Source organism: Marinomonas arctica (genome assembly GCF_003259225.1).
GTDB lineage: Bacteria > Pseudomonadota > Gammaproteobacteria > Pseudomonadales > Marinomonadaceae > Marinomonas > Marinomonas arctica.
Map to the genome: position 1 here is coordinate 100,455 of NZ_QHJF01000010.1, position 14,260 is coordinate 114,714.

Annotated in this window: 11 protein-coding genes; 2 read left to right on the top strand and 9 right to left on the bottom strand. The window is 46.1% G+C overall.

Going from position 1 to position 14,260, the window contains the following annotated elements; genetic code table 11:
- Positions 1-9: 9 nt before the first annotated feature.
- Positions 10-630 carry a thiol:disulfide interchange protein DsbA/DsbL gene (locus tag DK187_RS07610; protein ID WP_111606749.1) on the bottom strand — a complete coding sequence of 207 codons (621 nt, stop codon included), beginning with the start codon at positions 628-630 and terminating at the stop codon, positions 10-12.
- Positions 631-866: 236 nt separating this feature from the next.
- On the opposite strand from DK187_RS07610, the gene yihA reads away from it, so the two are divergent.
- Positions 867-1,511 carry a ribosome biogenesis GTP-binding protein YihA/YsxC gene (yihA, locus tag DK187_RS07615; RefSeq protein ID WP_111606750.1) on the top strand — a complete coding sequence of 215 codons (645 nt, stop codon included), beginning with the start codon at positions 867-869 and terminating at the stop codon, positions 1,509-1,511.
- A gap of 126 nt (positions 1,512-1,637) precedes the next feature.
- Here the strand turns inward: yihA and gshA are convergent, their stop codons facing one another.
- From gshA to DK187_RS07640, 5 genes are all read right to left on the bottom strand, one after another.
- Positions 1,638-3,230 (bottom strand): glutamate--cysteine ligase, encoded by a 1,593-nt coding sequence (gshA, locus tag DK187_RS07620; protein ID WP_111606751.1) that lies wholly within the window; start codon positions 3,228-3,230, stop codon positions 1,638-1,640.
- 162 nt (positions 3,231-3,392) lie between these two features.
- A complete protein-coding gene (astB, locus tag DK187_RS07625; RefSeq protein ID WP_111606752.1) occupies positions 3,393-4,739 on the bottom strand; it encodes an N-succinylarginine dihydrolase in 1,347 nt (448 codons plus the stop codon).
- 72 nt (positions 4,740-4,811) lie between these two features.
- On the bottom strand, positions 4,812-6,284 hold the full coding sequence (gene astD / locus DK187_RS07630) for a succinylglutamate-semialdehyde dehydrogenase (protein WP_111606753.1): 1,473 nt from the start codon (positions 6,282-6,284) through the stop codon (positions 4,812-4,814).
- A gap of 27 nt (positions 6,285-6,311) precedes the next feature.
- Complete coding sequence (astA, locus tag DK187_RS07635) at positions 6,312-7,367, bottom strand: arginine N-succinyltransferase (protein ID WP_111606754.1); 1,056 nt, start codon at positions 7,365-7,367, stop codon at positions 6,312-6,314.
- Between the two features lie 68 nt (positions 7,368-7,435).
- The gene (locus tag DK187_RS07640) at positions 7,436-8,449 is read right to left on the bottom strand and encodes an arginine N-succinyltransferase (RefSeq protein ID WP_111606755.1); all 1,014 of its coding nucleotides are present in this window, start codon (positions 8,447-8,449) and stop codon (positions 7,436-7,438) included.
- Positions 8,450-8,631: 182 nt separating this feature from the next.
- Here DK187_RS07640 and DK187_RS07645 point away from each other — a divergent pair, with 182 nt between their 5' ends.
- Entirely contained in the window at positions 8,632-8,853 is a 222-nt protein-coding gene (locus DK187_RS07645; RefSeq protein WP_111606756.1) for a DUF1653 domain-containing protein, read from the top strand.
- Between the two features lie 28 nt (positions 8,854-8,881).
- On the opposite strand, the gene DK187_RS07650 is transcribed toward DK187_RS07645, so the two are convergent.
- From DK187_RS07650 to DK187_RS07660, 3 genes are all read right to left on the bottom strand, one after another.
- Positions 8,882-9,862, bottom strand: a complete 981-nt coding sequence (locus DK187_RS07650) for a LysR family transcriptional regulator (protein ID WP_111606843.1) — start codon at positions 9,860-9,862, stop codon at positions 8,882-8,884.
- A gap of 83 nt (positions 9,863-9,945) precedes the next feature.
- Positions 9,946-13,032, bottom strand: coding sequence for an efflux RND transporter permease subunit (locus tag DK187_RS07655; protein ID WP_111606757.1), 3,087 nt, complete (start codon positions 13,030-13,032; stop codon positions 9,946-9,948).
- Positions 13,032-14,147, bottom strand: a complete 1,116-nt coding sequence (locus tag DK187_RS07660) for an efflux RND transporter periplasmic adaptor subunit (protein WP_111606758.1) — start codon at positions 14,145-14,147, stop codon at positions 13,032-13,034. Before DK187_RS07660 ends, DK187_RS07655 begins: the two co-directional genes overlap by 1 nt.
- Between the last annotated feature and the right edge of the window lie 113 nt (positions 14,148-14,260).

Consider the following 14,260-nt stretch of genomic DNA (forward strand, 5'->3'; position numbering starts at 1 on the left):
TATGTCCTACTATTTTTGACGTTCTTGCTCGATTAAGAAGTCAACCACTTTAAAAATGTTTTCATTGCCATTGGCGCTTTCTGCACTGACTAAATACTTACCATTGACAATAATGCCTGGAACGCCACGTGCGCCGTAGGCACGTATTTTTGCATCGGCTTGGCTTAGGCGACTGTTGACGGCAAAAGAGTCATACTGTTTACGGAAGTCATCTTCGTTAACACCGTAGTCGGCAAAAAAGCGTGCCAACGCGTCTTCTGAGTTTAGATTACGGCGCTCAACATGGATAGCATTAAACAGGTCCGCACGAATTTTATCTTCCATACCAAGGAGATCAGCGACATAAAAGGCTTTTGCGTGTGCTAACCAGCCACGTCCAAAGACAGCAGGCAAGTATTTGAAGTCAACATCGCTTGGCAAGTCTTTTTTCCATGCTTGCACAAGAGGCTCTAGGCTGTAGCAGTGTGGGCAGCCATACCAAAAGATTTCGGTGACTTCGATTTTATTTGGATCACTGGTTCTCACAGGGGTTTTGATGGTTGTATAACCATTACCATCACTGTATTCCGCAGCTGATGCAGAGAGAGGAATCAGTAAAGAAAAGATCAGTGCTGACAAAAACTTTATCATGGAGTGCTCCTAGTTATATCTATTTATAAGGTATTCATACATGATGCACAGAATTTCAGCAGAATACGATTCTATCAGGGCTCTAGCGCGCTGATTTTCCAGTAAGTTTACATGAAATTTACACACGTCTCCTTTTGCTTTGAACAACATGGCATATCATCGTGTTTGCTGGCATTATATACAGCAAATGAAATAAACCTAAATGCCAATTCGAATCTACTGATGAATATCAACTTATGACCCCTTTTGACTCTACTTTCCAATCCGCACATTTTATTAAAAGTGCTGAAAAACTTTCTCAATGTCCTTTAGACCAAGGTGTCGAAGTGGCATTCGCAGGACGCTCGAATGCGGGGAAATCTACCGCCTTAAATACCTTAACGAATCAACGTAAGTTGGCGCGTACGTCTAAGACGCCCGGTCGAACACAGTTGATTAACTGTTTTGGGCTTAATGTTGATGATCGTCGTCTTATTGACCTTCCTGGTTATGGTTTTGCGAAAGTGCCGATAGCCATGAAAAAAGTATGGCAAGCGCACATGCAAGACTACTTGATGAATCGTCGTTCATTAGCGGGCGTGGTATTGGTGATGGATATTCGTCATCCACTGAAAGAGTTTGATGAAATGATGCTCGACTGGGCGAAATCTAACCGCATGAAAGTGCATGTGTTATTAACTAAGTCTGATAAGTTAAAACGTGGGCCAGCTAAATCGACCATGTTGGCTGTACAGCGTGTGATTAAAACATTGGGCGTTGATGGTTCAGTACAGACTTTTTCTTCTTTAAGTGGTGATGGTGTCGATGAGTTGCGCACGAAACTGGCAGAATGGTTAGTGCTTGATAATCTTGAAGATATTCCAGTATCACCAAACGCTTAATAAAACAAAAATGTTGGCCTAAATGCCGACCTACACAAAATTATGTAGGTCGGCATTGAGGCCGTCAAAAACGGGTAACGCCAAACCAAATTCCTCGACGCGCTAAAGCCACGATCTACAATACACTCATTGTGGTGTTAAATACGCCGCTAGGAAAGTATCAAAGTCCACTTCATCCGCGGCTTCAATGGCTGCTTGGTCTTGTAAAGAGCGTTCTGCTTTGTCCATAAACTCACGAGTCAGTTCCTGTGTTAATGGGCAAGCCATCCATTGAGCTTGTTGTTCTTTTGACAACGCCAACATGGCACTTTGATAGCCTTGTTGTGCTTTGCAACGCGCTAACAATTGCGCAGAAGGCAGTTGGGTTTCGTCAGCCAGTTTCTCTTTTTGGATCGCTACTGCTTGCTGATAGGCTGCATTGCCTGTTTTTGCCGACAAGAAATCCGCAACTTGGGTCAACTCATCAAGCATCTGCTCGGCTTTGTGACGCAATTTAATCGGGCCTTGGCCAAAATCAAAGTCCATCTCTAAGTCACGACCATGGGAAGCAATTTCTTGCTGCATTTTACGCAGTTGTTTGCATTCTTCACTGCCAAGATGCTCGTCGCCACGCAACATGCAGTAGAGCAAAAACACATCAATAAAATACAAGGTAGACGATTGCATACCGATAGAAGAACTTGGATCTAAGTCCATAATGCGCACTTCAATGTATTCAACCCCTCTTGCATGCAAGGCGGCGCTTGGGTGTTCGCCAGGTTGCGTAACACGTTTTGGACGAATATCACTGTAATATTCGTTTTCAATTTGCAACAGATTGCTATTAAGCTGACGATATTGCCCGTCCACTTTTACGCCGATGTCTTGGTAACGTTGATACGGTGTGCGTAACGCATTTTTGATCGTACTGATATAGGTATCGACTTCGTTATAACAGACGTACAGATCGGCTTGGGCTTTGTTTTGATAGCCAAGATCGCTCATACGAAGTGACGTTGCCTTCGGACCAAACCACGTGTGCTTTTCAAGCGATGTTAAACTGTCTGGCTTTTTGGGTAAAAAACTGTCGTCGATGGCCGGAGAGGCCCCGAATAATAATGAAAGCATCCAAGAGCTACGGCGGAAATTGCGAATCAAAGCGAAATAACTATCAGATTGGAAGGCTTGTTTTTCGCTGGCGGATAATGTCGTTTTGCCTTTGTGTTGTTCTAAAAATAGCCAGAAGTCTTTGTCAAAGGAAAAGTTATAGTGCATACCCGCAATGCATTGCATGATGCGGCCATAACGATTGGATAAACCTTCACGGTAAACGCGTTTTAGTTTGCCTGTGTTGGATTCGCCATAGTAGGCAATCGGCACATCATCATTACCAGCAAGGTAACAAGGCATACTCGCGGGCCACAAACATTCGTCTTGTTGGAATAGCTCATGGTTAACTAGATTGTGAATGTCTTCTAGCTCCTTGATGACCCCTTCCACACTTGGATGAACGCCTGTGATAAATTCCATGAGAGATTCAGAATAATCCGTGGTAATGGAACTGTGAGTCAGTGCTGAGCCTAATGTTTTTGGGTGGGGCTTATGAGAAATGCGGCCCTCAGTGCGATCAACTCGCAACGCTTCACGTTCCACACCACGGTGGAAGGTGAGTGCTGATGTTGTCGCGGCTTGTTGGCAGTGGACTGCCAACGCTTGCAAAGCATCGGATAAGGTGGTCAAGAAGTCTTCCTTCTATTGAATAAGGCCAAATTTAATTTGCAAGGATTGTACTCGGCAGAGCTTATTCGCAGCAAGCAAGAGATACTCTGTGCGCATTAATTACAGAATTCATGGCCTGTGTTTCTCTTAAGTGTGTTCTAGATCCCTTTGGCGAAGGATAAATCAGGTCTGAAATTCATAAACGTGACCTAAATCCAATATTTTGGTGAGTTCATCCAACGCGGTACGGCTTTCTATTAGCAGTTGAGGGTCCGCCAAATCCTGTTCGTGCAGTTCGTCTCGATAGTGTTTATCTACCCAGATATTTAAACGTTCAAACAATGTGTTGTTCATGATAGTGGATGGATTAATCGCCGCTTGCTCAGTTTGCGTTAAAGCAACGCGAAGTCGAAGGCAAGCTGGACCACCGCCGTTGCTCATGCTTTGTTTGAGGTCGAAAACTTTGATTTCATTAATCGGTGATTGGCCTGCAACTAGGCTGTTTAAATACGCCCAAACGGCCGGATTATTTTCACATTCACCGGGTACCACCAGCACCATATCGTCATCGCCACGGCTGAGTAGTTGGCTATTAAATAGATAAGACTGAATGCAGTCTTGAACGGACACAGCATGGCTTGGTACTTCAATCAGGTGCAATTGCGATGCCCTATCGCCCCACGCCTTGAGTAAGTCTTGTTTCATTTTGGTCGTGTCTAAGAACGCTTCTTGGTGGTAAAAGTGTGCGTTGCGATTGCCAACCGCGATCACGTCATTGTGAAACACGCCAGCGTCAATAACGTCGGGATTTTGCTGAGCATAAACCACTTGATTCGCCGATAAGCCGTGACGACGAGCAACCGCTTGCGACGCTTCTAACGTATGGCGCGCAGGGAATTTAGCTGGTTTGGCCGCGTTGTTATTAAAGGCTTCCATACCATAGACAAAGAATTCAATGCCTTGCTCGCCATACCCATGACAAAAACGCGTATGGTTGGCCGCCCCTTCATCGCCAAAATGATCAACACTGGGTAAAGCGGGGTGATGGGCGAAGTATTGCTCGTCTCTAAACGTTGCTCGTAAAATTGCGCCAGTGGTTTCGTGCTCGATGGAGCGGTGGAATTTATTCACTAAATTTGCCGGTGTAAAATGCACACGTCGGTCACTGGTGTCGCCACTTGGTGAGACGGTTGCAGCATTGGCGGTCCACATACAGGACGCAGAACTAACCGCAGCAAGCAGCTTGGGTGCGTGTTTGGCAGCTTGTTCTAATATATTGGCATCACTGCCAGAAAAACCCAAACGACGTAACGTTGGAATGTGTGGACGTTCGTGGGGCGCGAGCACGCCTTGCACAAACCCCATATCCGCTAGGGCTTTCATCTTGACTAGGCCTTGCTTGGCGGCGGCTTTTGGGTTGGATGGGCGTGCGGAGTTATTCAACGACGCGACGTTACCAAAAGATAGGCCGCTGTAGTTGTGGGTTGGGCCCACTAAACCGTCAAAATTGGCTTCTGTCGCAGTGTTCATAATGGCCTCTTGTTATGCCTGAATTTAAGTTGCATCTGAATTTAAGTTGTCTATTTTGTTCTAGATAGAGCTCTAAAGCGTGATACCGTGTCCCAGTTTTTCTGGCATGGTTAAGCTGTCGGCTTCGATGCTGGCAACGGGGTAGGCGCAATAATCGGCGGCATAGTAAGCGCTGGCTCTGTGGTTGCCGCTGGCGCCTGTACCACCAAATGGTGCATTACTTGATGCGCCTGTCGTTTGGCGGTTCCAGTTGATAATGCCTGCTCGGCTATGCTGCAAGAACCATTCGTATTCGGTCGCATCGTCGGACAAAATACCGGCCGATAAGCCAAATTTTGTGTTATTAGCGATGCTCATGGCTTGATCCAGCGAGTCATAGCGAATCACAGTCAGCAATGGTCCGAAATATTCTTGATCTGGAAGCGCGTCTAGCATGTCGGTGGCATCGATAATGCCTGGTGTAACAAAGCCCGTTTGGCGATCGCCGCGGGTCATTTCTAGAATTGGAGAGGCGCCTAATTTGATCAGTTTTTGGTAGGCTTGCAGTAAACCGTCCGCGGCTTGTGCGGATACTACAGGGCCCATAAAAGGCTGTTCGTCAGCGTCAAAGCGATCAATTTTTAGCGCTTTGGTTGCCGTTACTAAAGCGTGCAAAATGGCATCGCCTAGCTTGCCTTTAGGCAATAATAAACGACGTGCGCAAGTGCAGCGTTGTCCCGCAGAAATAAACGCCGATTGAATGATCTCATGTACCGCCGCGCGTTGATTCGCGACTTTTTCAGACACCAACAAGGGGTTATTGCCGCCCATTTCTAAGGCTAAGATTTTGCCCGGATGCCCAGCAAAGTCTTTATGTAAAATGTGACCAACTTGAGGGCTGCCGGTGAAGAATAATCCGTCGATTTCTGGGTGGTTTGCTAAGGCGACGCCCGTGTCGCGCTCCCCTTGAAGCAAATTAAGCACGCCAGCGGGTAACCCCGCTTTTTCCCATAGTTGAACAATCACATCCGATGTCGCGGGAGCCTGTTCGCTGGGCTTAAAGACCACTGTATTGCCTGCAATCAGCGCTGGGACGATATGGCCGTTTGGCAAATGCCCCGGAAAGTTATAAGGACCAAACACCGCAACGACACCGTGTGGGCGATGGCGTAGTCGCGCTGTGGCACCCGGCATCGGCGTGGTTTTTTCCCCTGTCCGTTCGTGGTAAGCCTGTATAGAGATGGCGACTTTACCGACCATGGCGGCGGCTTCGGTACGGGTTTCCCAGATTGGTTTGCCTGTTTCTCGGCTAATTGCTGTGGCAATCTCTTCGCTGTGCTCTTTGACGAGTGTTGCAAAGGTGTCAATGATGGCTAAACGTTCTTTTAAAGGGCGATTGGCCCAAGCAGGAAAGGCAGCGCGAGCGGCTTTCATCGCCTCATCTACCTGATCTGAAGTGGCCGTGTTAGCTTGCCATACAAGACTACCATCCGCTGGGTCGATAGAGTGCAATAGCAAGCCTTCGCCTGCGACCCATTGTCCATTAATATAATGTGCTTGTTTCATGGTGCTTCTCCTTTTAAAGGTGCCCGATTAATGTCCTGAATAAGCTGATAGTTCGACAATGCGTACGGGTTCTTTATTGATAATGCAAAGGCTGTCTGCTTCTTCTTGAGTGAGAGTCATCGCACTCCCCGGAGGTATGGATCGCTGGATTAAAATGCAGCGGAAATCTTTTACTTTGGCATTCGACACAAGGTAGAAACAGCCTTCATTTGGTGTGTTGCAGAGTCCCTTAGGTTGGCCAATGTTGGCCAGACAAAGACGACTATCGCGCACCGCACGGATATCTTGGACACGAGCTTCTAAACTTGGGCCACCGTCAAAAATGTCCACATAGTTTTCGTAGCGAAAGCCTTCTTGTTCTAATAAGCGACGAGCTGGAACGGTGTTTTGGTGAACTTGTCCAAGTACGTCTCGAGCCGCCTGCGGCAGTAAGTTCACATAAACAGGATTATTGGGCATTAGCTCAGCGATAAATTGCTTGTTACCTTGGGCGGTTAATTCATCCGCTTCCTTGAAGTCAATGGAAAAAAAATGACGACCAAGGCTTTCCCAAAAAGGCGATACACCGTTTTCATCACTGACACCTCGCATTTCCGCGAAGACTTTTTCCGTAAAACGTTCAGGAAATTGCGCCATGAACATAAAGCGCGCTTTTGACAGTAACTGGCCGTTTTTAGAATGGCGGTAGTTTTCTTCTAAAAATAAGGTGCAAATTTCGCTGCAGCCGGTGAAGTCGTTATTGAGTATCAGCGTCGGAATGGCATTGTGAACGCCTAATTCTCTTGAAGCATGGGTAATGGTACCGAGGTGATAGCTGTAAAAGGGCTCGTCTAAACCAACGGTTGCCAATATGCCACAGGTGCCGACAATGTCTCCTGTGGTGCTGTCTTCTAGCACCATTAAATAGTCTTCATTGCTTGGTGATACAACATTTTCTTTGGCAAAAGAGCGTATGGCACCGTCAATTTTTTTTTGCAGTACGGCTTCGTCCGTGACCAAGGAGGTAAAACCAATGCCTGTCTTCTCCGCGAGTCGATAAAGTGACTTTAGGTCATTTTGACAGATAGGGCGTATGACCATCATGATGAGTATCCTTTTTTATAATTGAGCGCTGTTGGCGGCGCAAAAATCTTTATAGATTATTATTGATATTATAGAGCGACCCATTGGATTCGGCTTCCAGAGGAGATGCCCAATTCGTCTTGAGTGGTTTTCTCCAGTGCTAATCCCGCGACTTGTGGCTCAGCGGAAGCGGCCGTGACTCGGAAGGTGTCCAGATGTCCTGCTGAAATAAGATGCATCGGGCCCTTACTGCTTTCGGTCAGCGTTAACGCTTTGCCCATTTTTTGCTGGGCGATAGTGTGAAGGCTTTCTGTGCGGGCCTCTATGGTGGGTCCAGCATCAAAAATATCCACGTAACCACGGAATTCGAAGCCTTCGTTGAGAAGAATGTCAGCACTCTGACTGGACTCTTCATGGACGACACCTATGACGTCTTGTGCGGCCTCAGGCAAAGTTGGCACATAAATCGGATAGCGTGGCATTAATTCAGCGATAAAGTGCTTGTTACTGACCCCAGAAAGATAGTCTGCTTTTTTAAAGTCCATGGTAAAAAAATGTTTGCCAAGCGCATCCCAAAATGCAGATTGACCTTGCTTGTCATTTTCGCCACGCAGTTCGGCAAATAAACGTTTGGTAAAGCGTTCTGGATAGCGAGCAATGAACAGCAATCGTGCTTTGGACAACAGGGACATGGCGGTCGGGTTCTGGTGAGCTTTATCGACCACCAGTGCAATGAGTCTGCTTGTTCCACTGTAGTCATGGCATAAAAAAAGGGCCGGAATGCGATTATGAATTTGCAGCTGTGGTGAGGCATGTACGACTTCGTCGATGCGATAGCTGTAAAATGGGGTGTCAACACCCACCATGGCATCAATCCCACAACAACCGACGATGTCGCCCTTAATGGTATTCACCAACACAAACAAGTAGGATTCGTTTCCTGGCTGTATCACGTCGGTTTGCAAAGAGCGGCGTGAAGAGGCAATTTTGTCGTTCAAGCGTTCTCTATTGGCTGGGAAGTTGGTGATACCAATGCCAGCTTGCTGGGCAAGGCGTTCCAAAGCTGGTAAATCAGCAAAGTCCGCTGGACGTACAAGGTACATAGGGTCATCCTATTATTCATTGTGGACACTGAATGAGAGTTCTTTAGTGTCTTCTTCTAGATGCTGAGTATTATTGCTGAGTTCGAGATGAGCTGTAAGATGGAAACTTTTGTATTTGCGACAGATTTTTCTGCTTATTGGCTTGATTTGGTCGATTTTTTTAAAGTATGGCGGTTTTGAATATGAGGCAAGGTGTTTATCAACATTATAAAGGGACTCTATATTGGGTAGAGCGTGTGGTTAAACACAGTGAAACGGAAGAAGAATTAGTGGTGTATCAAGCGTTGTATGGTGAGTTTGGCTGGTGGGCAAGACCACTGAGCATGTTTCAAGAAACCGTATGCATTAATGGCGAAAATATCCCGCGTTTTGATTTTCTTCGTGCGCAGCGCGACGCGGGATAACTAGGCTATTGTGATCAGAGTCGTTTCTTTAGGTTGGCGGATGCATCCAAGGGGATTCACGCATAAAGTAAATAATCTGTTCTCTCAACCAGCGGTGCGCAAGATCATTGTTAAAGCGTTCATGCCAAAAAATGTGGATAGGATGACGTCCTTTATGTTCGTCTATATCTAATACTTCTTTTGGGATAGGCAATAACTTCACTGGGTAAAAATGGGCTTTTTCACACATCACTTGTAGGAACAAATCACCGATAGAGCGTGAGGTGACCAAGGCCATACCGCGCTTTACCGCTTGCATGGCGACCATTAAGCTATCTGTCTCTAAGCTAGGCTGTATGATGTGGCCTTGTTGCTTCAACTTTTGTTCGGTCTTTGAAAAAGAGCTATGGCGGTGGCTGCGTAAGTGGTGGGTGACGACTTTATGACGCAGCAGTTCTTCTAGTGTCACCTCGTCTTTGTGAAAGAGTGGGTGTGCTTCACTTAATACAATACAGGCTTCCATGCAACCGATTAGCTTGCTGCGCACATTTCCCGGTGTTTCACTGACGCGCATAATACCTAAATCGACATTGCCAGAAACCAGTTCATCCAGCTGGGAGTCTCCCCATGAGCTGATGGATAAGCGTAAATTAGGGGCTTGATATTGCAAGGATGCCAGCAGGGGCTCAATAAAGTTTTCCAAATCGCCTTCGTCAGCACGCAGTTTGAAGCGTCTATCTAGGGTTTTTAAGTCCAGAGAATTGGGGCTCATGAGTTCTGAGAGAGAGCTCAAAATCGGTTGAATCAAATCATGTAACTCGGATGCTCTTGCTGTGGGCGTTAAACCATAAGCCTGACGTGTGAAGAGTGAGTCCTTGAAGAGTTCACGTAGTCTTTGTAGGCTCTTACTGAGTGCAGGCTGAGTCACATTCAGTCTTTCGGCCGCCCGTGACACACTGCCTTCTTCCATGATGGTAACGAAAGCAACGAGTAGTTTTATGTCCAGCTTTAAAATGTCGTCTAGGTGCATAATCTTCTCGATAAGATAGCGTAATTGTAAATCAAGAGCCTTAATGCCCAGGGGCATTAAGGCTCTATCAAAGTAGCTAGCGGTTAGTCGAATTCGCTATGGTGACGATATTTGACACGGAATAGTAAGGTGTAAAACACGGGTACCGCAATGAGTGTCAAAATGGTCGCAAAGCCTAGACCAAAGGAAATAACCACTGCCATGCCTTCAAAGAAACCATCAAATAGCAATGGAATCATCCCCAGAATCGTCGTGACGGCGGCCATACAGACAGGTCGAACACGACTGACAGCAGAGTTGAAGATGGCTTCGTATTTTTCGGTGCCTTGATCAAGTTCATAATTGATTTGATCAGCAAGTACGATACCATTTTTCACCGTCATGCCCGATAAACTCAAGAATCCGAGTAGTGCCATAAAGCTGAAAGCGGAGTTCATCACCAGTAAGCCAGTAGAGACACCGATCAGGGCTAAAGGTACACAGAACCAAATCGTCAGTGGCACACGAATTGAGTTAAACAGCAATATCGTGATGATAAACATAAACAGGTAACCCAAGGGTAACGCCTTAAATATGTTGGCCTGAGCGTCAGTACTGCTCTCGTATTCGCCACCCCATTCTAGTGTATAACCTGGTGGCAACTTAATCGCTTCAATCGCTCCACGCGTGCGACTGAAGATCGACATGGCGGTTTCATCTCCTAAAATTTTAGGATCTGCCATCACCGTAATGGTACGTTTACGATCTCGACGTTCGATGATCGGATCTTCCCAGACCGTTTCAAAACCAGACACTAGCGTCGACAATGTGACATAAGAACCCGATGCTGGACTGTAAATTTGCAGATCACGGATTTGATCTATTGATACGCGCTCGTTCTCTGGTGCTTTGCGTACAATCGGTAACAGATCCGTCCCTTCACGGTATAAACCGATTTGAGAACCGGTAAAATTCGTTAATAGGACATCGTCCAGTTCGGTTTTACTGATGCCTAAACGTCGAGCTTGAGCATCATTAAAGATAGGGCGAAGCACTTTCACAGGCTGGCGCCAATCGTCTTTAATGCTCTCTAGTCCGCCATCAGCACGGTAAATTTCCTGCACTTGTGCGCTCAACTGACGCAGAACCTTCGGATCTGGCCCGCTGATACGTGTTTCAAGTTTGGCACCGGTGGAGGGGCCTAACTGCAAGCGCTGTAATTTGACCTCCAGCTCTGGGTACTCTTGTTGCATCTTGTAATGAAGCTCTTTAAATAAGCCTGGTATCGATTCTTCCGTTTTGGTTCGAACAATAAATTGCGCGTAGCTGGCGTTTTCTTGTTCGGCTTCATAGGTCAGCATGAAGCGAAGGGCACCTTGTCCTGTTGTAGAGGTGACGTTCTCAATACGGTCGTCCTGCAACAAGTCTTGTTCAATATCTTGTACTTTTTTATAGGTGTCTTCTATGTGGGTGCCTTCAGGCATTTGAATGTCCATATAGAACATCGGCGTGGTTGAAGGTGGAAAGAACGCTTGTTTAACAAACTGGAATGCCCATCCCGATACCACCAAACAACCAACTAAGAGAATGACAGTCATCCAACGGTAGTGCATGGCTTTGTCTAGCAGCCATTTGTAACCAGTAAATATAAAGCCTTGGTATGGGTCTACCTTATCTGCTTCTGCATCACTGGCCTTGGCTTTTGCAATGCTCTCTTTGAAGAACAGATCACAGAAAAACGGCGTCAGTGTGATGGCGGTAATCCAGCTTAAGAACAGGGAAATTAACAATACATAGAACAACGAGCCAACAAACTCGCCCACGGCATCAGGGGACAAACCAATTGGCGCAAAGGCGGTGATGGCAATGACGGTAGCACCGAGTAATGGCCATTTGGTTTGTTTTACGACGGCACTGGCAGCTTGCAGCTTGGTCATGCCTCTTTGTAAGCCAATCAGTACCCCTTCGGTGACCACGATGGCGTTATCGACCAGCATCCCCAAGGCGATAATAAGCCCACCAAGCGAGATGCGCTGCAGGTTGATTTTGAAATAGTCCATGACAATAAAAGTGCCAAGGATAGTCAATAAAAGAATAATACCGATCAAGATGCCAGAGCGAATGCCCATGAAAACCAAGAGTACCAGAATAACGATACCAACGGCTTCGACTAGGTTGAGTAAAAAGTTAGAGACTGAGCGATCTACTTCTTTAGATTGGAAGTAAATAGGCTCCATGCTGAGTCCGATCGGTTGCTGGTATTTTAGCTCAGCAATTCGTTCTTCTAAGGCTTTACCGATTTCTACCACGTTCACATTGGCCGAAAAAGAAACCCCTAACAACAGTGATTTTGAACCATTAAACCCAACAATATGCGTTTCAGGCTCCGCGTATTCGCGTTTAATGGTCGCTATGTCTTTTAAGCGGATTAGGTTGCCATCAATGGGCGTACCAACAATCAGGTTTTCCAATTCCGAGATGTCTTGGAATTCGCCTGTTGGGCTGATACGAATGTATTCACTGCCCACTTTTACTTTGCCCGCATTGGATACACTGTTTTGATTTTTCAACAGATCTTCTAATTGACTGGGTGCAATGCCCATATTGGCTAGTTTGGCGCGTGAAATTTCAATCGTAACTTGTTCGTCTTGCTCGCCTGCCACGGTGACTTTGGCAACGCCATCAACAAGAACCAATTCTCGTTTGACGTAATCCACGTAGTTTTCTAAATCCTTGTAAGGGTAGCCCTCACCGTGAACGGCCAGCATGACACCATACACATCGCCAAAATCATCAACGACAATGGGTGTAGCAACGCCGGTTGGAAAACTGCCAGATATATCACGAATTTTTTTACGCACTTCGTCCCAAATCTGTTTTAGTTCTTGGGCGCGATAAGTGTCTTTAATCGTTAACTGAACTTTAGAGTAACCCGCTTTTGAAGTAGACGTGATTTTATCCACATAGGGCAAGTTTTGTAATTCACGCTCAATGGGATACGTGACTTCTTCTTCGACCTGTTCTGGAGACGCGCCAGGATAATACGTGATGACCAAGGAGTCCTTGATGGTAAACTCTGGGTCTTCAAGTTGTCCTAAGTTGGTAAACGCAATGATACCACCGACCAGTAGAATCAGCGTGACCATCCAACTGGTGACTTTACGATTTATAAAATAGGCTGCAATATCCATTATAGGCCTCGCTCACGTGTCCAAGGACGAACTTGCATGGTATCGGTTAGGCTATAAACACCCGCCGCCACGATTTGTTCACCGGCATTTAAGCCTGAGATAATTTCGACATTGTTGCCTTGTAAGGAACCGAGGGTAACAGTGCGAGCTTCTAGCTTATTTGTCTCGCCATTGAACACCCAAACCGTGCTGCTGGATTGTCCTGTGTTGGTGTCTTCATGACGCAGTACGGCCTCGACGGGCACCGTAATGTGTTTTTTGGTGCCCAAAATAGCACTGAGATCTAGATCAACGTTTGCTGTCATACCGGGCAGTAGCGTATTGACTGTTTTACCTTGTCTGATCAGTTTTAACGTGACGTCATACGCCATGGTGGTGTTATCAGGTGTGGTATTGTGTTCTTTGTAGGTGCCGTAAAGTTCTTCTTCCGGTGCGACATCAACCACCACTTTTGCCCTGTAATCGGATTTGGTACTTTTGATGCTGACCACAAGACTCTCAGGGACTTGGAACTCAACGTCGAGGTTGTCGATGTTTTGAATGTGCATCAAGGTTTGTGTGGCGCTGACATACTGGAAGTTTTCGGTATCGACAGACGCAATGACGCCATCAAAAGGGGCAAAAACTTGCGTGTATTGCATTTGGTTTTTGGCCGACTGCAAAGCGTTATTGGCTTGGTCTAATGAAGCTTTCGCGGAGTCATATTCGGATTTTGTGGTGGCGTTTTGCTTGAAAATGGTTTGAATGCGTTTGAATTGTGCGTCGGCTAAATATTGATTCGCTTGGGCAAGTTCAACTTGTAATTTGAAATCGGTAGGATCTAGAGAAGCCAGTAGCTCGCCTTTTTTCACTCGTTGGCCTGATACAACGTTGAGCTGCATCAATTGGCCACCAACCCGAAACGCCAGATCGGCTTCTTCGCTGGCCTTTAGTTCAGCGGGAAAGCGTCGAATGTTAATCGCATCGGTTGATTCAATAGTGATCAGTTTCACCGGGCGGACAATGTCTTTTTCGACAACCGCGTCATCGTTTTGATCGGATGAGCAGGCCGTTAAAAACAGCGAGGCCGCAAAGGTGACCCCTATTATTAGTTTGCTTCGCTTTACGCACTTCATGTATGACTCCATATATTAGAAGATCAGGATACGATAATGAATCCATTTTATATCTCTTGTATAAGGATATGAATTTTTAAATATATATTAAAGATATGCTATAAATGAATATC